24 protein-coding genes and 1 pseudogene are annotated in these 22,809 nt (G+C 68.1%); 21 read left to right on the forward strand and 4 right to left on the reverse strand.

What is annotated here, in order from left to right; genetic code table 11:
* Positions 1 to 133: 133 nt before the first annotated feature.
* The 3 genes from MWN34_RS13370 to MWN34_RS13380 all read right to left on the reverse strand — a co-directional run bounded on the left by MWN34_RS13370 (position 134) and on the right by MWN34_RS13380 (position 3,080).
* The gene (locus tag MWN34_RS13370; RefSeq protein ID WP_247029796.1) at positions 134 to 814 is read right to left on the reverse strand and encodes a GNAT family N-acetyltransferase; all 681 of its coding nucleotides are present in this window, start codon (positions 812 to 814) and stop codon (positions 134 to 136) included.
* A gap of 201 nt (positions 815 to 1,015) precedes the next feature.
* A complete protein-coding gene (locus tag MWN34_RS13375; protein WP_247029797.1) occupies positions 1,016 to 2,146 on the reverse strand; it encodes a type III PLP-dependent enzyme in 1,131 nt (376 codons plus the stop codon).
* Between the two features lie 682 nt (positions 2,147 to 2,828).
* Positions 2,829 to 3,080 (reverse strand): hypothetical protein, encoded by a 252-nt coding sequence (locus MWN34_RS13380; protein ID WP_247029798.1) that lies wholly within the window; start codon positions 3,078 to 3,080, stop codon positions 2,829 to 2,831.
* Between the two features lie 177 nt (positions 3,081 to 3,257).
* On the opposite strand from MWN34_RS13380, the gene MWN34_RS13385 reads away from it, so the two are divergent.
* From MWN34_RS13385 to napH, 18 genes and pseudogenes are all read left to right on the forward strand, one after another.
* Positions 3,258 to 4,853, forward strand: a complete 1,596-nt coding sequence (locus MWN34_RS13385) for a gamma-glutamyltransferase family protein (RefSeq protein WP_247029799.1) — start codon at positions 3,258 to 3,260, stop codon at positions 4,851 to 4,853.
* 79 nt (positions 4,854 to 4,932) lie between these two features.
* Entirely contained in the window at positions 4,933 to 6,087 is a 1,155-nt protein-coding gene (locus MWN34_RS13390; protein WP_247029800.1) for an alpha-D-ribose 1-methylphosphonate 5-triphosphate diphosphatase, read from the forward strand.
* Between the two features lie 115 nt (positions 6,088 to 6,202).
* Positions 6,203 to 6,949 carry a DUF1045 domain-containing protein gene (locus MWN34_RS13395; protein ID WP_247029801.1) on the forward strand — a complete coding sequence of 249 codons (747 nt, stop codon included), beginning with the start codon at positions 6,203 to 6,205 and terminating at the stop codon, positions 6,947 to 6,949.
* Positions 6,950 to 6,960: 11 nt separating this feature from the next.
* Positions 6,961 to 7,552: pseudogene (locus tag MWN34_RS13400) on the forward strand (LbetaH domain-containing protein).
* A 153-nt stretch (positions 7,553 to 7,705) separates the two neighbouring features.
* Positions 7,706 to 8,701 carry a signal peptide peptidase SppA gene (gene sppA, locus MWN34_RS13405; RefSeq protein ID WP_247029802.1) on the forward strand — a complete coding sequence of 332 codons (996 nt, stop codon included), beginning with the start codon at positions 7,706 to 7,708 and terminating at the stop codon, positions 8,699 to 8,701.
* Positions 8,702 to 8,774: 73 nt separating this feature from the next.
* Positions 8,775 to 9,068, forward strand: coding sequence for an integration host factor subunit beta (gene ihfB, locus MWN34_RS13410; RefSeq protein WP_247029803.1), 294 nt, complete (start codon positions 8,775 to 8,777; stop codon positions 9,066 to 9,068).
* A 51-nt stretch (positions 9,069 to 9,119) separates the two neighbouring features.
* Positions 9,120 to 9,494, forward strand: a complete 375-nt coding sequence (locus MWN34_RS13415; RefSeq protein ID WP_247029804.1) for a lipopolysaccharide assembly protein LapA domain-containing protein — start codon at positions 9,120 to 9,122, stop codon at positions 9,492 to 9,494.
* Positions 9,495 to 10,190: 696 nt separating this feature from the next.
* Entirely contained in the window at positions 10,191 to 11,048 is an 858-nt protein-coding gene (locus MWN34_RS13420; RefSeq protein WP_247029805.1) for a cytochrome c biogenesis protein CcdA, read from the forward strand.
* A 168-nt stretch (positions 11,049 to 11,216) separates the two neighbouring features.
* Positions 11,217 to 12,449 carry a methylamine dehydrogenase (amicyanin) large subunit gene (gene mauB, locus MWN34_RS13425; RefSeq protein ID WP_247029806.1) on the forward strand — a complete coding sequence of 411 codons (1,233 nt, stop codon included), beginning with the start codon at positions 11,217 to 11,219 and terminating at the stop codon, positions 12,447 to 12,449.
* 4 nt (positions 12,450 to 12,453) lie between these two features.
* Positions 12,454 to 13,011 carry a MauE/DoxX family redox-associated membrane protein gene (locus tag MWN34_RS13430; protein ID WP_247029807.1) on the forward strand — a complete coding sequence of 186 codons (558 nt, stop codon included), beginning with the start codon at positions 12,454 to 12,456 and terminating at the stop codon, positions 13,009 to 13,011.
* Positions 13,012 to 13,016: 5 nt separating this feature from the next.
* Complete coding sequence (gene mauD, locus MWN34_RS13435) at positions 13,017 to 13,625, forward strand: methylamine dehydrogenase accessory protein MauD (RefSeq protein ID WP_247029808.1); 609 nt, start codon at positions 13,017 to 13,019, stop codon at positions 13,623 to 13,625.
* A gap of 47 nt (positions 13,626 to 13,672) precedes the next feature.
* Entirely contained in the window at positions 13,673 to 14,233 is a 561-nt protein-coding gene (gene mauA, locus MWN34_RS13440; RefSeq protein WP_247029809.1) for a methylamine dehydrogenase (amicyanin) small subunit, read from the forward strand.
* Between the two features lie 74 nt (positions 14,234 to 14,307).
* Positions 14,308 to 14,667 carry an amicyanin gene (locus tag MWN34_RS13445; RefSeq protein WP_247029810.1) on the forward strand — a complete coding sequence of 120 codons (360 nt, stop codon included), beginning with the start codon at positions 14,308 to 14,310 and terminating at the stop codon, positions 14,665 to 14,667.
* 25 nt (positions 14,668 to 14,692) lie between these two features.
* Positions 14,693 to 15,568, forward strand: a complete 876-nt coding sequence (locus tag MWN34_RS13450; RefSeq protein ID WP_247029811.1) for a methylamine utilization protein MauJ — start codon at positions 14,693 to 14,695, stop codon at positions 15,566 to 15,568.
* Positions 15,569 to 15,581: 13 nt separating this feature from the next.
* Complete coding sequence (gene mauG, locus MWN34_RS13455; protein WP_247029812.1) at positions 15,582 to 16,673, forward strand: tryptophan tryptophylquinone biosynthesis enzyme MauG; 1,092 nt, start codon at positions 15,582 to 15,584, stop codon at positions 16,671 to 16,673.
* A 13-nt stretch (positions 16,674 to 16,686) separates the two neighbouring features.
* Complete coding sequence (locus MWN34_RS13460; RefSeq protein ID WP_247029813.1) at positions 16,687 to 17,031, forward strand: cupredoxin domain-containing protein; 345 nt, start codon at positions 16,687 to 16,689, stop codon at positions 17,029 to 17,031.
* Between the two features lie 22 nt (positions 17,032 to 17,053).
* Entirely contained in the window at positions 17,054 to 17,716 is a 663-nt protein-coding gene (gene napG / locus MWN34_RS13465; RefSeq protein WP_247029814.1) for a ferredoxin-type protein NapG, read from the forward strand.
* Positions 17,713 to 18,594: a quinol dehydrogenase ferredoxin subunit NapH gene (napH, locus tag MWN34_RS13470; protein ID WP_247029815.1), complete on the forward strand. Its 882-nt coding sequence runs from the start codon at positions 17,713 to 17,715 to the stop codon at positions 18,592 to 18,594. Before napG ends, napH begins: the two co-directional genes overlap by 4 nt.
* A 33-nt stretch (positions 18,595 to 18,627) precedes the next feature.
* Here the strand turns inward: napH and MWN34_RS13475 are convergent, their stop codons facing one another.
* Positions 18,628 to 19,380, reverse strand: coding sequence for a GntR family transcriptional regulator (locus tag MWN34_RS13475; protein WP_247029816.1), 753 nt, complete (start codon positions 19,378 to 19,380; stop codon positions 18,628 to 18,630).
* A 46-nt stretch (positions 19,381 to 19,426) separates the two neighbouring features.
* Here MWN34_RS13475 and pxpA point away from each other — a divergent pair, with 46 nt between their 5' ends.
* The 3 genes from pxpA to MWN34_RS13490 all read left to right on the forward strand — a co-directional run bounded on the left by pxpA (position 19,427) and on the right by MWN34_RS13490 (position 22,801).
* Complete coding sequence (gene pxpA, locus MWN34_RS13480) at positions 19,427 to 20,152, forward strand: 5-oxoprolinase subunit PxpA (protein ID WP_247029817.1); 726 nt, start codon at positions 19,427 to 19,429, stop codon at positions 20,150 to 20,152.
* Positions 20,153 to 20,219: 67 nt separating this feature from the next.
* Complete coding sequence (gene torT, locus MWN34_RS13485) at positions 20,220 to 21,287, forward strand: TMAO reductase system periplasmic protein TorT (RefSeq protein ID WP_247029818.1); 1,068 nt, start codon at positions 20,220 to 20,222, stop codon at positions 21,285 to 21,287.
* Positions 21,284 to 22,801, forward strand: a complete 1,518-nt coding sequence (locus MWN34_RS13490; RefSeq protein WP_247029819.1) for a sugar ABC transporter ATP-binding protein — start codon at positions 21,284 to 21,286, stop codon at positions 22,799 to 22,801. The genes torT and MWN34_RS13490 overlap by 4 nt, the downstream gene beginning before the upstream one ends.
* Positions 22,802 to 22,809: the final 8 nt, after the last annotated feature.

The raw sequence follows: 22,809 nt of genomic DNA on the forward strand, positions 1-22,809 counted from the left end.
GGGTGCCGCACGGCACCGCGCAGGACGCGGCACCATGCGTACCGGAAGGTTCGGCGTCAATGGTGACGTGCCGGTGACGCCTGCCCGCCGCCGGCTCCCGGCTGGCGGTACGGCGCAGGCCCCTGCGGCGCGCTCAGGCGCTGCGGCGCTCCGCGGCGGGAGCCGCGAGGCCGGCGCTCTCGCGGGCGATCAATTCGCTCATCGAGGGCTGCGCTGCGATCTCTCCCGTCGGGCTGACGAGGCCGCGCGCCCCCGCAAGCGCGCCCGGCACCAGTTCGAGGCCGAGGAAGCGCGAACGCTCGAACGCGCCGGGCATCCAGAGGCCCGCGGTCGGGGCGGTGGAGAAGCCGAAGCGCTCGTAATAGGGCGCGTCGCCGATCAGCAGGATCGCGCCATGGCCGAGCCGGGTCGCCTCGTTGATGGCGGTCGACATCAGCGCGCCGCCGAGGCCGAGGCTGCGGAACCACGGATGCACGGCGAGCGGGCCGAGCAGAAGCGCCGGGCGCGCCGGGCCGGCGGTGACGTGCCACAGCCGGAGCGTCGCCGCCACGCGCCCGTCCGGGCCGTGGGCGCAGAAGGCGAGGCCTTCCGCCGGGCGGCGGCCTTCGCGCAGCCGCTCCGAGGTCTTGGCGAGGCGCGCGGCGCGGCCGAAGGCGAGGTCCAGCAGGGCCTCGCGCTGCGGGATGTCGGCCGGCGTTTCCAGCGCGATCGCCGGGGCGGTCGCGAAGCTGGTCGCGGCGAAGGCCGGGACCGGCGCGTGGACGGGGGCAGCCGGAGTGGCGGCGGTGAGCTCGAAACGCTCGGAGAAGGTCATCTAAAAGCCTCCAGAACCCGGACACGGGTAACAGAGACGAGGGGAAAAGGTTGCGAGGCAGCCCGGACGATCGCGCCGAAGGCTGTGCCGGGCCGGCGGCCTCGATCCTCGGCGCGCGCGCTTCGCCCGCATCCGGCGGCGCGTGGCCGCGGGAGCAGGAAAGGCGCGTCCTCGGGAGAGGCTCAGCCGGCCCGGAAAGGCTCAGATCACATAGGATCGGAGCGGGTCGAAGCCGTTGAAGGCGACGGCCGAATAGGTCGTGGTGTAGGCGCCGGTCGCTTCGATCAGCACCTTGTCGCCGATCGCGAGCGAAACCGGCAGCAGCACCGGATCCTTTTCGTACATCACGTCGGCCGAATCGCAGGTCGGGCCGGCGAGCACGCAGGGCTCCACCGCGTCGCCGTCCCGCTCGGTGCGGATCGGGTAGCGGATCGCCTCGTCCATCGTCTCGGCGAGGCCGCCGAACTTGCCGATGTCGAGATACACCCAGCGCATGGCGTCGTCGTCGGACTTCGTCGAGATGAGGACGACCTCGGCCTCGATCATGCCCGCCGCGCCGACCATGCCGCGGCCCGGCTCGATGATGGTTTCCGGCAGGTGGTTGCCGAAATGGCGGGACAGCGCGCGGAAGATCGCCTCGCCATAGGCTTCCGCCGCCGGAACGTCCTGCAGGTACTTCGCCGGGAAGCCGCCGCCGAGATTGACGAGGCTCAGCGGCAGGCCGCGCAGCGCGCATTCCTCGAAGATTGCCGCGGCCGAGGCCAGAGCCCCGTCCCACGCCTCGACGTTCTTCTGCTGCGAGCCGACATGGAAGGACACGCCATAGGCGGCGAGGCCGAGGCGGTGGCCGTGCTCCAGCACGTCGGCGGCCATGTCGGGGTCGCAGCCGAACTTGCGGGAGAGCGGCCATTCGGCGCCGGCGCCGTCGCACAGGATGCGGCAGAAGATGCGGGCGCCGGGGGCGGCGCGGGCGACCTTCTCCACCTCCGCCTTCGCGTCCACCGCGAACAGGCGCACGCCGAGCTCGAAGGCGCGGGCGATGTCGCGCTCCTTCTTGATGGTGTTGCCGAAGGAGATGCGATCCGGGGTCGCGCCGGCGGCGAGCGCCATCTCGATCTCGGCGACCGAGGCGGTGTCGAAGCAGGAGCCGAGCTCCGCGAGCACGCCCAGCACTTCCGGCGCCGGATTCGCCTTCACCGCATAGAACACGCGGGTGTCGGGGAGGGCGCGGGCGAAGGCGGCGTAATTGGCGCGCACGACATCGAGGTCCACCACCACGCAGGGGCCGTCCTCGCGTCGGTTGCGCAGGAATTCGCGGATGCGGTCGGTCATGGCACTCTCCCCCGTGACCCGAAGCTCAGATCCAAGGATGCGCCGTCCCGTTCCGCGCCCGTCAAGCGAGCTGAACGCGGCGGTGCATCCGCTCGCGGCCGGCGGAGGGTTCCGACGACCGGTATGGAGCCGTGGCAGCGATACGTCCGCGCGCCCATGTGGAGAGGGAGCGACGTTCGACCGATGCCTTCGCTTGGATGGGGAATGTCCCGATCCGCACGCCCGGCAAGAAGTAGTGCCTCTTCAGTATCGCCCGACCTTTGGAGGGCCGGCAGAGACCAAAAAAGCCCGCTACGTCGTTGCTTCAAGTCACGTTCCCCGCTGAGAGCGAGGTGCGCCGGTTTCGCCTCCGGCTACCGATCTGGGTGGCGACGTTCCGGCCTCTTGTCCGGACTACCGCCGATCGGCACGCGACCACAGGCACGTGCGAATATTGGGCGAGGGGTGATGTAGGAAAATCAGCCCGCAGATGCAAGCGGGTTTTCAAGAAAAATCATTCGGCCGCAGTCCGATGCGCTCGTCGGGGCGCCCCGGGGGATGAAACGGGCCGATCTTGCACCTGAAAATGAAGGGCAGGACGGGGGCGTGCGCCCCATCCTGTGCAGGCACAGCGTGATTCGCTGTCTTCGCGGAGCCGGGGGCGAAAGAGCGCGGCGTATCGCGCTGCCGGCTAAGAATGACGTCAACCTTCCACGAAGGGCTCGATGCTCTTCGCCTTCATCACGAAACGGTAGATGCCGTAGATGGCCAGCAGGGCTAGCGTGCCCTCGAAGGCCAGTTCCCACATCCAGTTCGCGTCGAACAGCGCGGCGATGGCCCAGCCGGCGGCAAGGCCCGCGCCGATCAGTTCGGCACCGAGCAGGATGGCGGCGCTCACCACCGTGGTGACATGGTCCCAGCGGATGCGGCGGGTTGCGCTGGCGGCTGCGTTCATCGTCTCGTCGTTCCTGCTTGCCGGGCGGATGGACGCGCAAGCGCGCCGCGGCCGGGCTCCGGGCTTAAAGGGCGGCCCGCAAACTGCTATGCCCCGGCCCGCCGGTCAAGCATGGCACGCTTCGCGCTTCCGCGAGCGGGCGGGCAGGCGGTCCGGCGCATGTGACGGAGAGCGCTCATGAGCTATGAAAGCACCTTTGCCGGCCACGGGGTGGTGGCCGCCCCCCATCATCTCGCGAGCGAGGCCGGCGCGACGGTGATCGCCGAGGGCGGCAATGCCGTCGAGGCGATGATCGCCGCCGCTGCCGTGATCGCCGTGGTCTATCCGCATATGAACCAGTTCGGCGGCGACGGCTTCTGGCTGATCCGCGAACCTTCGGGGCGCATCCGCTACATCGAGGCCGCGGGCTTTGCGGGCGAGAAGGCGACGCGCGCCTTCTACGAGGCGCAGGGCTTCGACCGGATTCCGAGCCGGGGACCGCTCGCCGCGCTCACCGTGCCGGGGCAGATCGGCGGCTGGATGCTGGCGCTGGAGGCGGCCAAGGCGCTGGGCGGACGGATGCCGTTGTCGCGCCTCTTGGAGCCGGCCATCGCCTTTGCCCGCAACGGCGCCGCGGTCTCGCGCTCGCAGAGCCGGTTGACGCTGGAGAAGCTGGCCGAGCTGAAGGATGTGCCCGGCTTCGCGGCGACCTTCCTTGCCGAGGGAAAAGCGCCCGAAACCGGTACCATCCAGCGCTTCCCACGCCTCGCCGACACGCTTGCCCATCTCGCTTCCGCCGGGCTGGAGGACTTTTATCGCGGCGATGTCGGACGGGAGATCGCGGCCGATCTGGAGCGCGTCGGCAGCCCGGTGACCCGCGCCGATCTCGAGCGTTACCGTGCCGTGCTGCGTCCCCCGCTGAGCGTGAAGCTGGCCGGCATGGAGGTGTTCTCCTCCGCGCCGCCGACGCAGGGGCTGGCAACGCTGATGATCCTCGGCCAGTTCGATCGGCTGGGCGTGGCGCGGGCCGAGAGCTTCGAGCATGTGCACGGGCTCATCGAGGCGACCAAGCGCGCCTTTCTGGTGCGCGACCGCGTCATCACCGATTTCGAGCGGATGCGGCACGACGCATCCTCCTTCCTCACCCCGGCGGCGCTGGAGCGCGAGGCGGCGCAGATCTCGATGCGCCGCGCGCTCGATTGGCCGCAGCCGGCGGGCAAGGGCGACACGGTGTGGCTGGGGGCCGGCGACAAAGGCGGCGTCGCGGTGTCCTACATACAGTCGGTCTATTGGGAGTTCGGCTCCGGCGTCGTTTCGTCGGCGACCGGCGTGCTGATGCAGAATCGCGGCACCTCCTTCGCGCTCGATCCCGCCGCGCCCAACCCGCTGGAGCCGGGGCGGTGGCCGTTCCACACCCTCAATCCCTGCCTCGCCGAACTGGCGGACGGGCGGGTGATCGCCTTCGGTACCATGGGCGGGGAAGGCCAGCCGCAGACCAATGCGGCGGTGCTGACCCGGCACGCCCTGTTCGGCGTGCCGCTGGGCGCGGCGATCGAGCGGCCGCGCTGGGTGCTGGGCCCCACCTGGGGCACCGGCGACATCGGCCTGCGGATCGAGCCCCGTTTCGACGGCGAGCTCTATGACCGTCTGGAACGCGCCGGGCACAATCTCTCCATCATCGACGAGCCCTATTCCGACGTGGTGGGCCATGCGGGGGCGGTGATTCTCCACCCGCGCGGGCGCATCGAGGGCGCTCATGACCCGCGCAGCGACGGCGGTGCGGCGGGGGTCTGAGCCCCCGGTTCCGCAGCGTGCCGGGAGGGGCCCGGCGGCTTCATCGAACGGTCACAGGAACGTGCGAAAGGCCGCGCCCATGGAAAACAGCTCCATCGAAACCGTCCTGACCAATGCCCGCCTCGTTCTGGCGGATGGCGAGGTGCTGGGCACGCTCGTCCATGCGGGCGGCGTGATCCGGGCGGTGGAGGAAGGCGTCTCCTCCCTTCCCGCCGCGATCGACTGCGCCGGCGCCTTCCTCGCGCCGGGCCTCATCGACCTGCACACCGACGCGCTGGAAGGCCATTTCGTGCCCCGGCCCAAGGTGTACTGGCCCGATGCCCGCGCCGCCGCGCTGGCCCATGATGCGCAGGTGGTCGCGTCCGGGGTGACCACCGTATTCGACGCCATCTGCGCCGGCGGCTTCGATCAGGCCAAGGCATCGCGCCGCGCGCTCTATGACGTGATGCTGGACGCGGTGGAGGACGGCACGCGCGAGGGGCTGTTCCGCGCCGATCATCGTATCCACCTGCGCTGCGAACTGACCGATCACAGCCTGCCGGAGCTGGTGGAGGTCGCGTTGGGCCGCCCCACCCTTGGCCTCGCCTCGCTGATGGATCACACGCCCGGCACCCGGCAATGGCGCAATGTGGAGCATCTGAAGGTCTATCTCACCGGCATCGGCAAGGGCGGTGCGGAGATCGACCGCGAGGTCGAGGACCGGATCGTAAGGGCGCGCGGCGCGGTGGCCGGCAATCACGCGCAGATGGTCGCGGTGCTCACCGCCGCCGGGCTGGTGCTGGCGAGCCATGACGACACCACGCCCGACCACGTCGACGAAGCGGTGCGGGCCGGCTGCACCATCTCCGAATTCCCCACCACGCTGGAGGCGGCGCGCGCGGCGAAGGCGGCGGGGCTCGCCACGGTGGGCGGCTCGCCCAATGTGGTGCGGGGCGGCTCGCATTCCGGCGGCGTCGCCATCCGCGATCTTGCGGCCGAGGGGCTGATCGACTGCCTCGCCTCCGATTATGTCCCGGCGAGCCTGCTGCAGGGCGCTCTGGCCCTGACCCGCGCGCCCGGCCTGCCGCTTCACGAGGCCTTCGCGCTGGTGACGGCCCGCCCGGCAGCGCTGGCGCGGCTCGGCGATCGCGGCACGCTGGCGACCGGACTGCGCGCCGACCTGATCCGGTTCGATGTCCTCGGCGGCACGCCGGTCGTGCGGGAGGTGACCTGTGCCGGCCGTCGCGTCTTCTAGTCTCCGCCCGGTGGACGCCGGCGCCGCGGACGTGGCAGAGCGTGTCGTCGCCCGGCCGTCGGTCCGGCCGAATCGCTGCGCGTTGCTGCGCGACCTGTTTCAGGAGGAGGCCATCATGAGCGAGGCGCTTCCCGTTTCGATACGCGCGGCCGAAGCCGGTCCTTCCGCGTCGCGCTATGCGGTCTATTACGCACCCGCGGCGGCGAGGCCGCTCTGGCGCTTCGGTTCGCGCGTCATCGGCTATGATGCCGAGACCGGCGAGGATCTGGAGTCCCCGCCACTGCGCCATTTCGATGCCGAAAGCTGGCGCGCGGTTACCGCCGATCCGCGGCGCTACGGCTTCCACGGCACGCTGAAGGCGCCGTTCCGCCTCGCACCCGGCCATGACGAGGCGGGGCTTCGGGCGAGCTGCGCGCGCTTTGCCGCCAGCCGGCCGCGCTTTGCCTGTGCCGGCGTTGCGGTGTCCTCGATCGGCCGCTTCCTCGCCCTGCGGACCGTGCAGCCCTGCGCCGGCATCGACCGCCTGGCGGCCGGCGCGGTTTCCGCCTTCGATGCCTTCCGCGCCCCGCTGAATGAAGCGGAAATGGAGAAGCGGCTGCGCGCGCCCCTGACCGAGCGCCAGCGCGATTATCTGGCGCGCTGGGGCTATCCCTATGTGATGGACGAGTTCCGCTTCCACATGACCCTGACCGGGGCGATGGACGAGGCCACGCGCAGCCGTGCCGAGGACGAGCTGCGCGCATTGTTCGCCGAGAGCGAGGCCGACGGCCCGCTGATCGTCGCCGAGATCGCGCTCTACCGGCAGGAGGCGAAGCCCGGCGCGCGCTTCCGGCTGATCGAGCGCTTCCCGCTCGGCGCCTGAGGGCCGGTGTCATGGCGAAGCTGGGTGTCGAGCCGCTCATCGATCCGAGTGCCGAGGTAACGGGTTCGACGCTCGGCCGATACACCGAGATCGGCCCGCGCACGCGGCTGCTGGAGGTCGAGCTCGGCGATTATTCCTATGTGGTGAACGACGCCGACATCGCCTATGCGCGGATCGGCCGCTTCGTCTCGATCGCCGCCATGACCCGCATCAATCCGGGCAACCACCCGATGGAGCGGGCCAGCCAGTCGCATTTCACCTATCGCGCTTCGGCCTATTTCGACGATGCGGAAGACGAAGAGAGCTTCTTCGCCTGGCGCCGCGGCCAGGGTGTGACCATCGGCCATGACGTCTGGATCGGCCATGGCGCCATCGTGCGGCGCGGTGGTCGCGGCCGGCGCGGTGGTGACGAAGGACGTGCCCGCCTATGCCGTCGTCGTCGGTGTGCCGGCACGGCCGGTGCGCGAGCGTTTTGCTCCCGCCATCGTCGAGCGGCTGACGGCGCTCGCCTGGTGGGACTGGGACCATGCGCGGCTGCGTGGTGCGCTGGAGGATTTCCGCCGGCTGGATGTGGCGGCCTTCCTCGAGAGACACGGCGCTTGAGGTGACGGTCGCTTACGAGGTACCCAAACACCATATACCGTGTACCGTGATATTTTCCTTTATTTTCCGTAGGTAAGAGATGCTGCTGACGGTTGCGCTCGGCGGAGCCAGCCGCTTAAGTCCGCTTCCTGTTCTTTCGGAGGGAGCGAGCCGATGGCTTTCGGGACTGCGCCACCCGGCAGCGGCGCCGGAGAGGTCGACCGGATTCTCGATCGCCGGCGGTTGCGCCGGAAGCTCGCCTTCTGGCGCGTGTTCGGTGCGCTGATGCTGGTCGGCCTGCTGGCGATTTTCGCCGGCTGGTGGTCGGGCGAGGGCGTGTCGCGCCAGCAGCCCCATGTGGCGCGGGTCTTCCTCGGCGGCACCATCCGCGCCGAGCGCGAGCGGGTGGAGATGCTCGACGACATCGCCAAATCCGGGGCCCGCGCGGTCATCATCGCCATCGACAGCCCGGGCGGCACCGTGGTCGGTTCGCAGGCGCTCTTCGACGCGCTGCGCCGGCTGAATGCCGCCAAGCCGGTGGTCGGCGTGGTGGAGGGCATGGCGGCGTCCGGCGCCTATATCGCCGCGCTCGGTACCGAGAGGATCTTCGCCCCGCGCAATGCGCTGGTCGGCTCGATCGGCGTGCTGTTCCAGTACCCCGACGTGACCGGGCTGATGAAGAGGGTCGGCGTGTCGCTGGAGGAGATCAAGTCGAGCCCGCTCAAGGCGGCGCCGAACGGCCTGACCCCGACCCCGCCCGGCGCGCGCGAGGCGGTCGCCTCCATGGTCGGCGACAGCTACGCCTGGTTCCGCGACCTGGTGGCCGAGCGCCGGCATATTTCCGGGGAGACGTTGGAGAAGGCGGCGGATGGGCGCGTCTTCACCGCGCATCAGGCCCTGCCGCTGGGTCTGGTCGACGAACTGGGCGACGAGCGCGCCGCCCGGGCCTGGCTTGCGCGCGAGAAGGGCGTGCCGGAAGATCTGGGCCTGCGGGAGTGGAGCACGGGCCGCTCGGGCGATGGTTTCCGCTGGCTCCACGCCGCTGCCGCGGGCCTCGACGGGCTGGGTCTCGGGGCTTTTGCGCGCTTTATCGAGAGCGCAGGCGAGGCGGCGACGGTCGGGCGCCTTGACGGTCTTCTGGCCCTCTGGCACCCTCGCCCGGGTGAGTGATGGCCAGTAAACCATTTGAAAAAATTGGTATTTTGGTTAGGACGACACATTTCGTCAGGGGGACTGGGCGTCGATGATCAAGTCCGAACTGGTCCAGCGGATCGCCGAGGCGAATCCGCACCTCTATCAGCGTGACGTCGAGAACATCGTGAATGCGATTCTCGACGAGATCGTCGCGGCGCTGGCACGAGGGGATCGCGTGGAACTTCGCGGCTTCGGAGCATTTTCCGTCAAGAGCCGGCCGGCGCGTACCGGGCGCAATCCGCGCACGGGCGAGCATGTGGCTGTCGACGGCAAGGCCGTGCCCTATTTCAAGACGGGCAAGGAAATGCGCGAGCGCCTGAACGGCGGTCTCGATCTCGAATAAAGGGCGCGGCCGCCGTGGCGTGGCCGCCCGCAATGCTTGAAGGAGCTCGACGTGCTGCGTCGCATCGGCCTCATCCTCATCGTCCTGCCGCTTTCGCTCGTCGCGATCCTGCTCGCGGTGGCGAATCGGCAGGCGGTCGCGGTGAACCTCGACCCCTTTGCCGGAAGCTATGGCATCGAGGTGCCGCTGTTCCTGCTGGTGTTCGGCAGCCTGATCCTCGGCGTCGTGCTGGGCGGGGTCGCGGTGTGGGCCGGACAGCTCCGCTATCGCCGTGCCGCACGCCGCGCCCGCCGCGATGCCCGCGACGCCGAGAGGGAGGCGGGCGAACTGCGCGAGCGCATGGCGGCGATGACCGATCCTGACGGGCGCGGTGTGCCCGGCGTGGCCGCCGGCTATGCCATCACCGACCGGCGCAACGCGGCCTGAGCCGGGCCGAGCCTCGCCTCGATCTCGTCCATATGAGAGCTGCGTTCGCCTGCGTGGCGCCCACCGTCGTCACCCGCCGCCGCTCGGATGGCTGCGGCCCGTAGGTGGCGGCTGTGGCGACGGAGGCCCGTGTTGCGGCCGGCGGGAGGCTGCCGGTTTCTCGCGTGACGATCCCTTCCGTATCGTGCCATCGCTGATGCCGGGGCGGGCATTTCCGGCGTCGCGCACAGCTGTGCAGGGCCGCGGGCTTCACGCAGCGGCATGACGTGCGACACAATGCCATGATTCCGCCTCGTTCTGTCCGCCCTCCAAGGCGGGGCGGTGCCGTCTGCACATCCCGATTCACGCCCGCTCGGCCTCATGTCGTCGGCTTCCGGCAGGGAGATGGATGGCCGGCCTTCGGCTGCGTTTTTTCGAAGCGATTCAAGGGCACGGTGCCGGTTCCGGAGCGATCGGGCGGCATCCGGGTGATGCGCACCCACCGGTCTATACCCGGCTCAGTTTGTTTAAAAATCAGGCGATATGAAAATATTTGAAGCAAAATTTTCGCTCGCATGTTGGGCAGTTGGCTAATCGCGCGCCATATTTTTTCTTGCGAAGTTCGTTTGTTGCCTTTAGAGAAAGGTTTGTCGGATCGCACCCGGCAGAGAAGTGCGACCGCGCTACTGGTTGGAAAGCGCCTAGAGGACATCCCCCATGACCACTTTAGCGCCCTCGGAAGGGGGCGAAGCGCTCGTGCTCGCCCGCACCACCGTCGAAGGCATTCCCGATTGCGTCGTGTTTCCGCACGAGCAGTCACGGGGCATGCGCGTTGCCACGTTGCTCGCCTCGGCGGCACTGGGCGTCGGTGTCGCCGCCATCGGCTCGCGCCATCCGGGTGCCGAACCCCTCGGGATCGGCCTTCTGCTCGGCCTGACCTTCATGGGCGGCCTGCTCTCGACCTGGTCGCCCTGCGGCTATTCGAGCCTGTGCCTGCTGCGGCCGAGCGGCAACTATTCTCCGCGCTCCCTCCTGCGCTACACGCCGACCGTGCTGCTGCATGGCCTCGGCTACGCCGCCGGCGCGGTCGTACTTGGCGGCGCGCTGGGATTTGCCGGCTCAATGGCCGGCTTCGCGGGGGCCTCGCTGGCGGCCGCCATCGGACTGGGCCTCGTCGCGCTGCTCTATGGCGCCCATCAGCTCGGCTTCGTGAAGGTGCCGTATCCGCAGCGCCGTGCGCAGGTGCCTCATGACGCCCGGCAGCGGTTCCCCAAGTGGTTCATCGGCGGGCTCTACGGTTTCTCGCTCGGTCTGAACTACCTGACCTATGTGCAGACACCGATCCTCTATCTCGTCACCGCTGCTGCCGTGCTCAGCGGGTATGTCGTCACCGCGATCGCGCTGTTCGCCGTCTTCAATGCCGGCCGCTTCCTGCCGATCCTGGTGAATTACCTGCCCGTCCGCGATATCGACGTGCAGAACTGGCTGGCGCGCCGCCAGGAAGGCGCCGCGCTGCTCGACGGCGCCCTGCTCGTGGCCTTCGGTGCCGCGCTGCTGACCCTGGCCACGCTCTAGCGGCGGTCACGGTCAGGTCGGAACCCGCCTGATCGACGGAAAGCGCTCGGTTCGACCACGTCCGCGGGCGACAATCGAGCGGCTTGCCCGGAGCACGCTCCGGTGCCGCCGCGGTCCGCGCCCTCTTCATCACTCGTCTCTGTTCGCCGTCGCCTCAAGGAGGAAATGATGACGCACGCCTATAGGTCTACCCGGCATGCCCTGCGCACGGGCACGGCGCTCGCCGGTGCCGCCGCTCTCGCCGCGCTGCTGCTCGCCACGCCCGTTTCCGCCGCCGAGAGCCACGGCGCGGCGATGGCCCGGGAGGCGGCCGCCCATCTCGCCGCCGGCAAGGAGGACGACCCCACCGTCGTCAAGGCGCCGGAGCCGAACGCCCGCCGCGTCTATGTCTATGATGCCAAGCACTTCGCCGCGATCTCGCAGCAGTTCATCATCGATGGCGACAGCGCACGGGTGATCGGCATGGCCGATGGCGGCTTCATGGCCAACCCGGTCGTGGCGAGCGACGGTTCCTTCTTCGCCCTGGCGAACACCGTGTTCTCGCGCATCGCCCGCGGCCAGCGTACCGACTATGTCGAGGTTCTCGACCCGCGCACCACCGACCCGATCGCGGACATCGCGCTGCCCGACGCCCCGCGCTTCCTGGTGGGCACCTATCCGTGGATGACGGCGCTCACCCCGAACAACAAGACCATGCTGTTCTACCAGTTCTCGCCGAACCCCGCGGTCGGCGTGGTGGATATCGCCGGAAAGAAGTTCGATCGGCTCATCACGGTGCCGGATTGCTATCACATCTTTCCGGCGAACGATCAGAGCTTCTTCATGCACTGCCGCGACGGCAGCCTCGCCAAGGTCACCATGGGAGCCGACGGCAAGGACGAGGTGAAGAAGACCGAAATCTTCCACAAGGAATCCGATCATCTCATCAATCACCCGGCCTATTCTCCGAAGAATGGCCGCCTGGTCTGGCCGACCTATACCGGCAAGCTGTTCCAGATCGACCTGTCCTCGGGCGACGCCAAATTCCTGCCCACCGTCGAGGCCCTGACGGATGAGGAGAGGAAGGACGGCTGGGCACCCGGCGGCTGGCAGCAGGTCGCCTATCACCGCGCGACGGACCGCATTTACCTGCTGGTCGACCAGCGCGCGCCGTCGCGGCACAAGGCGCCGAGCCGCTTCGCCCTGGTGATCGACGCGAAGACCGGCAAGCGCATCAAGAAGATCGAACTCGGCCACGAGATCGACTCGCTTGGCGTGAGCCAGGATGCGACCCCGCAGCTCTACGCGCTCTCCACCGGTGCCCGCACGCTGTTCATCTTCGATCCGGAAACCGGCATGGAAACCGGTAAGGTCGACCAGCTCGGCGCGGGCCCGCAGGTGATCACCACGGCGGACATGTAATGCCATGTCGATACTCGCTGAACCGGTGATCTCGATCTTCCTGCGATCGTTCCTGATCCTTCTGTTTGCCGGCGCAGCTTTCTCCAAGCTGCGCCACGGCGAAGAGTTCTTCGGGGTGGTCCGCAATTTCCGGCTGATGCCGGAGTGGCTTGCCCGCCCCTTCGCCGCCGCGCTTCCCTGGGTCGAGCTTGCCACGGCGATCGGTCTGGCGGTTCCGGCGACGGCCGCCCACGCCGCATCGGTCGCGGGGCTTCTCCTCGCGCTGTTCGGCGTGGCGATCGGCATCAATGTCTGGCGCGGCCGCACCGCGATCGACTGCGGATGCTTCCGCGGCGGGCTGAAGCAGTCGGTCAGCGGGCGCCTCGTCCTGCGCAATGCCGTGCTCGCGGCGATGGCCTTCGCCCTTGCCGTCAGCGTCCCGCTGGGCCGCGCTCCGGACCCGCTGGAACTCGGGCTCGGCGTCGTGGCGGCGGCCCTTGCCATGCTCCTCTATCTCAGCGCGTCGCTCCTCGGACATCTCCAGGGCGCGCGGTCCAACACCTCCCTCTTCTCGAAAGGATGACGGCGATGACGACGCAGTTTCTTGTCGCTTCCAACATCTTGCTCTGGCTGGCCTTCATCGGCGTCGCGGTCGTCATGCTGGGACTTCTGCGCCAGATCGGCCTGCTCCACGAGCGCTCGTCGCCGATGGGGGCCATGATCACCGATCACGGCCCGGACATCGGGGATGCCGCACCCACCTTCACCCTGCCGGATCATTTCGGCGCGCCGGTGAAGATCGGCGGGGCGAGCGAGCGCCGTCGCGCCACGCTGCTGATGTTCACCGCGCCGACCTGCCCGGTCTGCGACAAGCTCTTCCCGCTGATCAAGTCGATCGCCAAGGCGGAGAAGGTGTCGGTGATCATGATCAGCGACGGCCAGCCCGACGAGCATGAGCGCTTCCTGGCGAAGCACGAGCTGGGCGACATCCGCTACGTGGTTTCCGCCGAGATCGGCATGGCGTTCCAGGTCGGCAAGATTCCCTACGGAGTGCTGCTCGACGCCGATGGCGTGATCCGCGCGAAGGGCCTCACCAACACCCGCGAGCATCTGGAAAGCCTCCTCGAGGCGGACAAGAGCGGCTTCGCCTCCATCCAGCAGTTCATGAGCAGCCGGAAGCACGCGCACGCGGCGTGACGCCGGCCGCTCACCACAGGAACCCTTCGAGATCACAGGGGGAAACAATGCTCGGAAAATCCCAGTTCGACGACATGTTTGAAAAGCTGACCCGCCGGGTGGCGGGCCACACCTCGCGGCGCGGCTTCATCGGGCGGGTCGGCGCGGTGGTGGCGGGGGCGGCCATCGTGCCGCTGCTGCCGGTCGACCGGCGCGGCCGGGTCAGCCGTGCCAATGCGGCGGAAAGCGCCGGCGATCCGCGTGGCAAGTGGGTTCCGCAGGATCATGACGTGCAGGCCTGCGACTACTGGCGGCACTGCTCCATCGACGGAAACATCTGCGATTGCGCGGGCGGCACGCTCACCAGTTGCCCGCCCGGCACCCGGCTCGCCTCCAGCTCCTGGGTAGCGAGCTGCTACAATCCCACCGACAAGCAGAGCTACCTCATCTCCTATCGCGATTGTTGCGGCCAGAACGTCTCCGGCCGCTGCGCCTGCCTGAACACCGAGGGCGAACTGCCGGTCTACCGGCCGGAATTCGGCAACGACATCATCTGGTGTTTCGGCGCGGACGACGACGCGATGACCTATCACTGCACGATTTCGCCGATCGTCGGAAAAGCAAGCTGAGCCATCGGCTGACGACGGCGCGCCGCGCCGTCGTCAGCCGGTCTCGGCACCGTTGCCCTTCTGGAGAAAACCCAATGCGTTCCATCCTCTTCGCGGCGGTCCTGGCCGCCCTTCCGCTCGCCGCCGCCCATGCCGGGGAGGCCGTGGAAGTCGTGACCGGCGCCACCGCCAGCGCCGCCGACGTCAAGATCGCCAAGATGAAGTTCCAGACGCCCGAAGTGAAGATCAAGGTTGGCGAGACGGTGACCTGGACCAACACCGAGCCGCTGCCTCACAACGTTCATTTCAAGGCGGGCGGGCCGGTCGAAAAAGACGTTGAAGGCCCGATGCTGCGGGCGAACCAGACCTATAGTCTGAAATTCAACGCTCCCGGCACCTATAACTACATCTGCACGCCCCATCCCTTCATGACCGGCAAGGTCATCGTCGAATAATCCGTTCGACCGCAGGCAGACCGACATGTGGATTCCTTACGATCTGCTCGGTGCGCTCAAATCCGAGACCGATGCCGAGACGATCCGCCGCTCCAAGGCGGATCGCTCGGCCCGCGACGTGCTCGTCGGGTTCTTCGTGAGGAATCCCGTCACCCAGAGCTGGGACGTGGATGTGCGGATGCCCTGCCTCGATCGGGTGCTGCCGGGTGTCATGCATGGAATGGCCTACGAGATATCGTTCCATGGCGGCGAAGCCGGCAAGCTCGGCGAGATCATCTACCGGGTGCAGGCGTCCGATCCCATGGCCGCGCTGTCGGCGGCTCTGCAGGACGTCGGAAACCGGCTCGCCCGATGGACGCTCGAACTCGGCCGCGGCATGGCCGTCGCCGGCTGGCGGATGGCCGATCCGGCGCATGGCGCGCGCTGGCGCTGTACGCCGTTTCGCCCGAGCGCGCTCGACATCGATCTCGACGCCGTGGGAGACATGCCGGATGATATGAAGCCGGCTATCCGTCTTTATCAGCGCGCCCGCAACGCCGCCGACCCGTCCTGGAGGTTGCTGAACGCATCCAGCCTGCTGCGGCTCTGGCGCGACGGCGCGGCTCCGTTCACGGCGTCCGGGGGCCGGGGACAGCGTCTCGTGACGTTCGAGATGCTGGTGCACAGCGGCGCGCTCGCCTATGCGCCCGATCTCAGGGACCGGCCGCTTGCCGGTTTCGTCGACGAGCTGGTCGGATTGCAGGCGAAGATCCTGTCCGATCTCGCTGCGGGCACGGCGCGCGAGGATGCCGCCGACTGGCGTCTGGTGGCGATGGCCGGCCTTGCCGATCTTGCCGCCCGCGATGTCCTTCTTGCCGAGCTTGCGATGCGCCGTGCCTCGGCGCTCGCGCTGGCGTGCTGACACGGTGGAGCCGATGGGAGACCGTGCGCAAGACAATCGGCTTCGCCGACGGGCCTTCCGTCCCGCGCTGACGGTCCCGTTCCTTGCGGCGCTCTGCGCGCTCGCATCGGGGCTCGGGCTGGCGCAGGCCGGACGCAGCGCACCTCCCGAGCTGGCGGGCGAGGCGGTGCGGTCGACGAAAGCCGCCTTCCGGCGTCCGGCCGACACGCCCTTTCCAGGGACAAATCCCTTCTCCCCGGAGAAGGAGGCGCTCGGCAAGGCGCTGTTTTTCGATCCGCGGCTGTCGCGCTCGGGCAGTGTGTCCTGCGCCACCTGCCACAATCCGAGCCTCGGCTGGACGGACGGCCTGCCCCGCGCCGTCGGCTTCGGCATGGAGATCCTGCCGCGTCGCACCCCGCAGGTCCGCAATCTCGCCTGGGCTGCCGCCTTTCAGTGGGACGGCCGTGCCGACAGTCTTGAAATGCAGGCCCGAATGCCCATCACCGCTCCCGCGGAGATGAACATGACGATGGACCTCGTGATCGCCCGGCTGAAGGCGGCGCCCGGCTATGCACCGCTGTTCCGCGCCGCGTTCGCCGGCGATGATCCGCTCAACGCGGGCAACCTGCTCGCGGCGCTGGCCACCTATGAGCGCACGCTGGTCTCCCCGCGGGCTCCGTTCGACCGCTGGATCGAGGGCGACGAGGCCGCCATCGGGCCGGACGCGAAGCAGGGGTTCGCGCTCTTCATCGGCAAGGCCGGCTGCTCGGCCTGCCATTCCGGCTGGCGGTTCACCGACGACAGCTTTCACGACATCGGCCTTGCCGTCACCGAAGATGTGGGCCGCGGAGCCTTCGCGCCCCCAAGCGTGACGGCGATGCAGCACGCCTTCAAGACGCCCTCCTTGCGCGAGCTCAGGATGCAGGGGCCGTACATGCATGACGGCCAGCTCCCCGATCTCGACGCCGTGCTCGAACATTATGCGCGCGGCGGCGAGAAGCGCCCGAGCCTGTCCTTCGAGATGAAGCCGCTCGAACTCGCCGCAGACGAACGCCGGGCGCTCGTCGCCTTTCTCCAGACGTTGAAGGCGGAGCCCGTTCCGGTCGCTCTTCCTCACCTTCCCTGATGGGAGAACCTCCATGGCCATGATCCCGCGTCTGTTTCCGGGAGTGCTTGTCCTCCTGCTGGGCACCTTTCTGCTTGCCGCACCCGCGAGGGCGGAAGAGTTCGAGGTCCAGATCCACCACACCGAGGTGCTCAATCCCGGCATCTCTCCGCGGGTCGGGGACGTTCTGTCGTTCGTGAACCATGCCGAGATCGCCCACAATCTCTACCTCACCTATGAGGACGGTACCGTCGTGACCCTCGACACCCAGCCTCCGGGGACCACCAAGCGGGCCATGCTGAAGCAGGCGGGCCACGTGATCGTGCGGTGCTGGATCCATCCGATCATCCGGATGGAGTTCGACGTCGCCCCCCACTAGCGGCGAGCGGTGGAGGATGGCGATGGCCCAGGCCAGGAAACCCTCGCGGCGCGAGGTTCTGACGGATGGTGTCAAGGCGGCGGGCGTGGCGTGCCTCGCGGGCCTCTCGCTCACCGCCTATGTCGAATCCTCGCGCCGCGCCGAGGCGCGAGCCCTCCCGCCGCCGGGCGCGCTGCCGCACGCGGCGTTCCTCTCCGCCTGCGTGCGGTGCGGGTTGTGCGTGCGCGCCTGTCCGTTCGACACGCTCCGGCTCGCCGAACTCGGCGATGATGCGCCGCTCGGCACACCGTTCTTCATCGCCCGCGAGACGCCCTGCTTCATGTGCGCCGACGTGCCGTGCGCGCGGGCCTGCCCGACCGGCGCGCTCGACCGCGACATTCCGGGCATCCGCAAGGCCGATATGGGTGTCGCGGTGCTCGTGGGGCATGAAAGCTGCTTGAACTACAAGGGCATCACCTGCAGCATCTGCCACCGGGTCTGCCCCATCCGCGACGAAGCCATCACCCTGGAGATCCAGATCATCAAGGGCAGGCGCATGGTGATCCCCACGGTCCATTCGGACCAGTGCACCGGGTGTGGAACCTGCGAGAAGCATTGCGTGCTCGGGCAGGCGGCGATCCGCGTGCTGCCGCGCGAACTCGGGCTGGGCGGGCACGGCCGCAATCCCGCGGGCAGGCCGGCATGAGAGGCTTTTCCCTCACCGCCGATGCGCGCAGGGAGGCCGTGGCCGCGAAGGGGTGGCTGCGCGCCCACAGATGGTGGTTGCTGCGGCGTGCTACACAGTTGGCCGCGCTCGGCACCTTCATGGCCGGCCCGCCGCTCGGGCTCTGGATCGTGCGCGGCAATTTCGCCTCCAGCGAGATCCTGGGCGTGGTGCCGCTCGCCGATCCCTTCATCTTCCTGCAATCGGTCGTGGCCGGCATGAGGCCGTCCGCCATTGCGGCGCTCGGCGCGGGGCTCATCACCGGGTTCTATCTGCTGGTCGGCGGACGCGCCTATTGCGGCTGGATCTGTCCGGTCAACATCGTCACCGACACCGCCCATTGGCTGCGCGAGAAGCTGGGTCTGACGCGCGACCGCAAGCTCGACCGCCGCACCCGCCTCTGGGTCATGGCCGCCGCCGGTCTCGCTTCGTTGCTGACCGGCACCATCGCCTGGGAGTTCGTCAACCCGGTAAGCATTCTGCAGCGGGGACTGATCTTCGGTCTCGGCGCGGGCTGGACCATCATCGCCGCGGTTTTCCTGCTGGACCTGCTCGTCACGCGCCGGGGCTGGTGCGGCCATCTCTGCCCGGTGGGAGCGTTCTACGGTCTCATCGGCCGCGCCAGCATCACGCGCGTCGCCGCGGCCCGCCGGGCGGATTGCACCAATTGCGGCGCCTGCTTCAACGTTTGCACCGAGCCCCACGTCATCGTGCCCGCGCTGAAGGGCAACGGGTCGACGCTCATCCTCTCGGGGGACTGCGTCAATTGCGGAAGCTGCATCGACGCCTGCCCCGTCGACGTCTTCGAGATGGCGACGCGGATGCGGCCCCGCGAGGCACCGGCCCTCCCCGTCGAATAGGCAGGTCCCACGGCCGGCCCGATCCGGGACGGCCTATCTGTTACATTCGAGAATGTCTTCGCAGATGACCCGGCGCGCATTGCCGGCGTCTTTCGCCGCAATGGCGCGCAAGGCCGACTGGTGAAAGCCGACGGCCTTGCGAATATGGTCTTGCCCCGGCTTCGAGCGGCGAACCGACGGACCGATCCGCATCCAAAGCGGTTCGAGCAGGCTGCCAATGAAGCAGATGCCGCTGGCGTCCGCGATGGTCATGTGAAAATTGTAGTTGGCCTCGAGAAACAGGTCGAGATCGGCGGTCTGCGCGGATGTCTCGATCGCGATGCAGTGCTGCTCCAGCCGTGCCAGATGCTCGTCCGAGCGATGCACGGCTGCGGCCTCCGCGGCGCGGCCTTCGAGAAGCATCCGCAGTGAGCGGATGTCGTCGAGTTCCTTCTGCGTATATTTAGGTACCACCATGGTGCGCAGCGGCGTGCTGGCGAGGCAACCCATGCTTTCCAGCCGCTGCAACGCATCGCGCACCGGCATGAGGCTGGTGCCGAGCGATTTTGCCAGACTTCGCAGGGGCAGCTTCTGGCCGGGGACGAAGCGTCCCACCATCAGGTTACGCTTCAGCAGTCCGTAGATCTGCTCGTGAAGCACCTCTCTCTGCACGGGGGCGAGTTCCGGACCTTCATGCTCCCCGTCCTCAAAGGGCGTGCTGTGCTCGTCCAATGCGTCATCCCTCGCTGCCGACGAATCCGTTATAACACCAAACAAGAGGGTTGACACCTCTCCCCGCTCGCTCAACAGTGTGGCTGTCCTGTGTTATAACAGTGAGCGAGGAGTGACGACGGTGGCTGTCACACTGAATTGCGACATGGGTGAGAGCTACGGGCAATGGCGCTTCGGCAATGATGCGGCGATCATGCCCTTCGTCGACTGCGCCAACATCGCCTGCGGATTTCACGCCTCCGATCCCGCCACCATGATGCGCACCGTCGATCTGGCGCTGGAGCACGGCAAGGCGATCGGCGCCCACCCGTCCCTGCCGGACCGAGAAGGCTTCGGCCGGCGCGAGATGCGGCTGCAGCCGGCCGAACTCAAGGCGGCCTTCATCTACCAGATCGGCGCTTTGTCCGGGTTCCTGAAGGCGCAAGGCGTCTCGCTCGCCCATGTGAAGCCGCACGGCATCATTTACGGGATGGCGGCCCGGGACATGGACACCGCGCGTGCCATAGCCGAGGCAGTCGCGGTCTTCGAGGTGCCGCTGTTCGGCATGGCGGGCACGTTTCACGAGCAGGCCGCGACCCAGATCGGCCTGCCCTTCGTAGGCGAGTTTTTCGCCGATCTCGCCTACGGACCTGCTGGCGAGCTGCTCATTCCGCGCACCCAGTCGGCGGTGGACGTCGCGCGCGCTGCGGCGCGCCTTGGCGGCGCGCTCAGCGAAGGGCGGGTGGCCGCGATCGACGGCACACCGCTCCCAGTACGCTTCGGCACGGTCTGCATCCACTCCGATCCTCCGAACGCCGACGAGGTGGCGAAAGCAATGCGTGGGGTGCTCGACGCCCACGCCGTCTGAGATCCAAGAAGCGGGGCGCAGATCCCGTCTCCCAATCCTTCAAAACCTTCCAGATCAGGAGAATGACGTGAACAAGATTTCCATGGGTCTCGGCCTTGCGCTGGGCGCGCTTGCTGTCGGCGGCGCCGCACATGCCGATTCCAAGGTCAGCTTTCCCGTCGAGCTCGTCGTCGACGGCGCCAAGAAGGATTTCGACTGGAAGCTCCTCAAGGCCGAGGAGGTCACGAAGCCGTGGACGGTCTGCGTGCTGTTTCCGCATCTGAAGGACAGCTACTGGGTGGCGGCGAATTATGGCGTTGCGGACGAGCTGAAGCGTCTCGGCGTCGGCATGACGCTGTATGAGGCCGGCGGCTACACCAACCTGTCGACGCAGCTCAGCCAGATGGACAACTGCATCGCGCAGAAGGCCGACGGCATCATTCTCGGCGCCATCAGTGCGGACGGCGTCGGCGCGCTGGTCAAGAAGGCGAAGGAAGCCGGCATCCCGGTCATCGACTTCGTGAACGGCGTCAACGGCCCGGACGTTGCCGGCCACGCGCTGGTGAGCTTCTACGACCTCGCCTTCACCACCGGCAAATATCTGGTCGAGCAGGCGAAGGACAAGCCGCTGAAGGTCGGCTTCTTTCCCGGACCGCAGGGTGCGGGCTGGTCGGATGATGCGGTGCGCGGCTTCAACGATGCCATCAAGGGCAGCAATATCGACGTGGTGGTGACCCGTCGCGGCGACACCGGGCTCAATGTGCAGCTCGACCTCATCAACAATGCACTGCAGACCTACACCGATATCAACTGGCTGGTGGGCGTCGATATCGCCGCGCAGGCGGCGGCGGTCGCGGTGCGCAATGCGGGCCTGACCGATACCGTGAATGTCGCGGCCTTCGACATCATCCCGCCGGTGTTCGACGACATCCAGGCGGGTGCTACCAAGGCCTCGCCGACCGACTTCACCTCCCTGCAGGGCCGCCTCGCGGCCGACATGGTGGTGCGCCTGCTGGAGGGCCAGCAGCTCCCGGCGCGTCGCGCGGGCCCCAAGCCGGAGATGGTGACCTCCGAGACCATCAAGTCGTTCACCATGACCGACATGTTCGCACCGAAGGGATATTCCGTCACCTTCACGCTCGACGCAAAGAAATGAGCGAGGCGGCGAAAGCGCGTTCCGAAGGCGAGGTCTTTGCCTCGCTTTCGGGAGTCTCTAAGTTCTATGGCTCCTATGCGGCGCTCAAGGATGTCAGCCTCACCCTCAGGCGGGGCGAGGTGCACATGCTGCTGGGCGAGAACGGCGCCGGCAAATCCACGCTGGTCAGCCTGCTCACGGGTGCCAACCGCCCGGATGAAGGCGAGGTCACGCTGCTCGGCCGCCGTGTGGAAGGCCTGACGCCCGCCTATGCGCGGGAGGCCGGCGTGAACGCGGTTCTGCAGGACTTCGCGCTGGCGCCGACGATGACGGTCGCGGAGAACTATGCGCTTGGCCGAGAAGAAACCTGGGGCGGCCTTCTGTCCACCCGGACGATGCGCGAGCAGGCGGTTGCGGCGATGGCGGCGATCGGCGTCGCGCTCGATCCCGACCTGCGTGTCGACCGCCTGAGCCGCGCCGAGCAGCAATTGCTGGAGATCGTCCGGGCGCTGGGCGGCAAGCCGGGCGCTCTCATTCTCGACGAGCCGACGGCAACGCTGAGCCACGACGAATCCGAACGCCTGTTCGCCGCGGTCCTGAAGCTGCGTGCCGAGGGCTGGGCGATCCTCTACATCAGCCACCGGATGGAGGAGATCCGCCGCCTCGGCGACGTCGTCACCATCCTGCGCGACGGCCGATTGACCGGGCATCACCGCCTGAGCGAGGTCACCAACGAGAAGATGGTGGCCGAGATGGTCGGCCGCGACATGGGGCACTTCTACCCCGACATCATGCCGCGTCCCGGCAACGTCGCTTTCGAGACCCGGGCTCTGAAGGCCGGTGGCCGCCTCAAGGATGCCTCCCTGAACGCGCGCTATGGCGAGATTGTCGGCATTGGCGGGCTGGTGGGCTGCGGCAAGGCGGAGGTGGCGCGCGCGGCCTTCGGCCTGGTTCCGGTCGATGGCGGAAGCGTCTGGCTGGATGGCGCGGAGGTGACCGGCGTCGGCCCGAGGGCGATGCTCGCGCGCGGCTTCATCTATCTCCCGCAGGACCGGCGCGGGGAAGCGTTGGCCCTCAACCGGTCGATCGCCGAGAACATCACCATGGAGGTGATCGGTCGGTCGGGCGGGCTCGGGCTGCTCGCTTATTCGAAGCTGTCGTCCATCGTGTCCGATCTCGTGCGGCGGCTCAACATCTCGCCGGCGCAGCCGGACAAGCAGGTGCAGGAGCTTTCAGGCGGCAACCAGCAGAAGGTGGTGCTGGGGCGCGCGCTCTCCCTGCCGCGCAAGGTCTATGTCTTCGACGAGCCGACCTCCGGCATCGACGTGGCGGCTCGCCGCGATTTCTACGACCAGCTTTCGGCGCTGGTCGCCAACGGGGCCGCGATCCTGCTGATCTCATCGGATCTGCAGGAACTCGTCCACCTGTCGCACCGGGTCTACGTCATGCAGGAAGGGGTCTGCGTCGCCCATCTGCAGGGCGAGGCCATCACTGAAGATGCCGTGGTTTCCCACGCCTTCGGCGCCGCAGCGTGAGGATCTGT

It is taken from the genome of Ancylobacter crimeensis (assembly GCF_023016805.1).
GTDB lineage: Bacteria > Pseudomonadota > Alphaproteobacteria > Rhizobiales > Xanthobacteraceae > Ancylobacter > Ancylobacter crimeensis.

What these genes read in the sequence shown, in the direction of transcription:
- MWN34_RS13390 (WP_247029800.1), top strand. Translation starts at nt 4,933, where the DNA reads ATGGAAAACAGCTCCATCGAAACCGTCCTGACCAATGCCCGCCTCGTT.
- mauA (WP_247029809.1), top strand. Translation starts at nt 13,673, where the DNA reads ATGCTCGGAAAATCCCAGTTCGACGACATGTTTGAAAAGCTGACCCGC.
- MWN34_RS13375 (WP_247029797.1), bottom strand. Translation starts at nt 2,146, where the DNA reads ATGACCGACCGCATCCGCGAATTCCTGCGCAACCGACGCGAGGACGGC.
- MWN34_RS13490 (WP_247029819.1), top strand. Translation starts at nt 21,284, where the DNA reads ATGAGCGAGGCGGCGAAAGCGCGTTCCGAAGGCGAGGTCTTTGCCTCG.
- ihfB (WP_247029803.1), top strand. Translation starts at nt 8,775, where the DNA reads ATGATCAAGTCCGAACTGGTCCAGCGGATCGCCGAGGCGAATCCGCAC.
- mauD (WP_247029808.1), top strand. Translation starts at nt 13,017, where the DNA reads ATGACGACGCAGTTTCTTGTCGCTTCCAACATCTTGCTCTGGCTGGCC.
- mauG (WP_247029812.1), top strand. Translation starts at nt 15,582, where the DNA reads ATGGGAGACCGTGCGCAAGACAATCGGCTTCGCCGACGGGCCTTCCGT.
- MWN34_RS13450 (WP_247029811.1), top strand. Translation starts at nt 14,693, where the DNA reads ATGTGGATTCCTTACGATCTGCTCGGTGCGCTCAAATCCGAGACCGAT.
- MWN34_RS13445 (WP_247029810.1), top strand. Translation starts at nt 14,308, where the DNA reads ATGCGTTCCATCCTCTTCGCGGCGGTCCTGGCCGCCCTTCCGCTCGCC.
- MWN34_RS13430 (WP_247029807.1), top strand. Translation starts at nt 12,454, where the DNA reads ATGTCGATACTCGCTGAACCGGTGATCTCGATCTTCCTGCGATCGTTC.
- MWN34_RS13385 (WP_247029799.1), top strand. Translation starts at nt 3,258, where the DNA reads ATGAGCTATGAAAGCACCTTTGCCGGCCACGGGGTGGTGGCCGCCCCC.
- MWN34_RS13395 (WP_247029801.1), top strand. Translation starts at nt 6,203, where the DNA reads ATGAGCGAGGCGCTTCCCGTTTCGATACGCGCGGCCGAAGCCGGTCCT.
- MWN34_RS13380 (WP_247029798.1), bottom strand. Translation starts at nt 3,080, where the DNA reads ATGAACGCAGCCGCCAGCGCAACCCGCCGCATCCGCTGGGACCATGTC.
- MWN34_RS13420 (WP_247029805.1), top strand. Translation starts at nt 10,191, where the DNA reads ATGACCACTTTAGCGCCCTCGGAAGGGGGCGAAGCGCTCGTGCTCGCC.
- napG (WP_247029814.1), top strand. Translation starts at nt 17,054, where the DNA reads ATGGCCCAGGCCAGGAAACCCTCGCGGCGCGAGGTTCTGACGGATGGT.
- sppA (WP_247029802.1), top strand. Translation starts at nt 7,706, where the DNA reads ATGGCTTTCGGGACTGCGCCACCCGGCAGCGGCGCCGGAGAGGTCGAC.
- napH (WP_247029815.1), top strand. Translation starts at nt 17,713, where the DNA reads ATGAGAGGCTTTTCCCTCACCGCCGATGCGCGCAGGGAGGCCGTGGCC.
- MWN34_RS13370 (WP_247029796.1), bottom strand. Translation starts at nt 814, where the DNA reads ATGACCTTCTCCGAGCGTTTCGAGCTCACCGCCGCCACTCCGGCTGCC.
- mauB (WP_247029806.1), top strand. Translation starts at nt 11,217, where the DNA reads ATGACGCACGCCTATAGGTCTACCCGGCATGCCCTGCGCACGGGCACG.
- MWN34_RS13460 (WP_247029813.1), top strand. Translation starts at nt 16,687, where the DNA reads ATGGCCATGATCCCGCGTCTGTTTCCGGGAGTGCTTGTCCTCCTGCTG.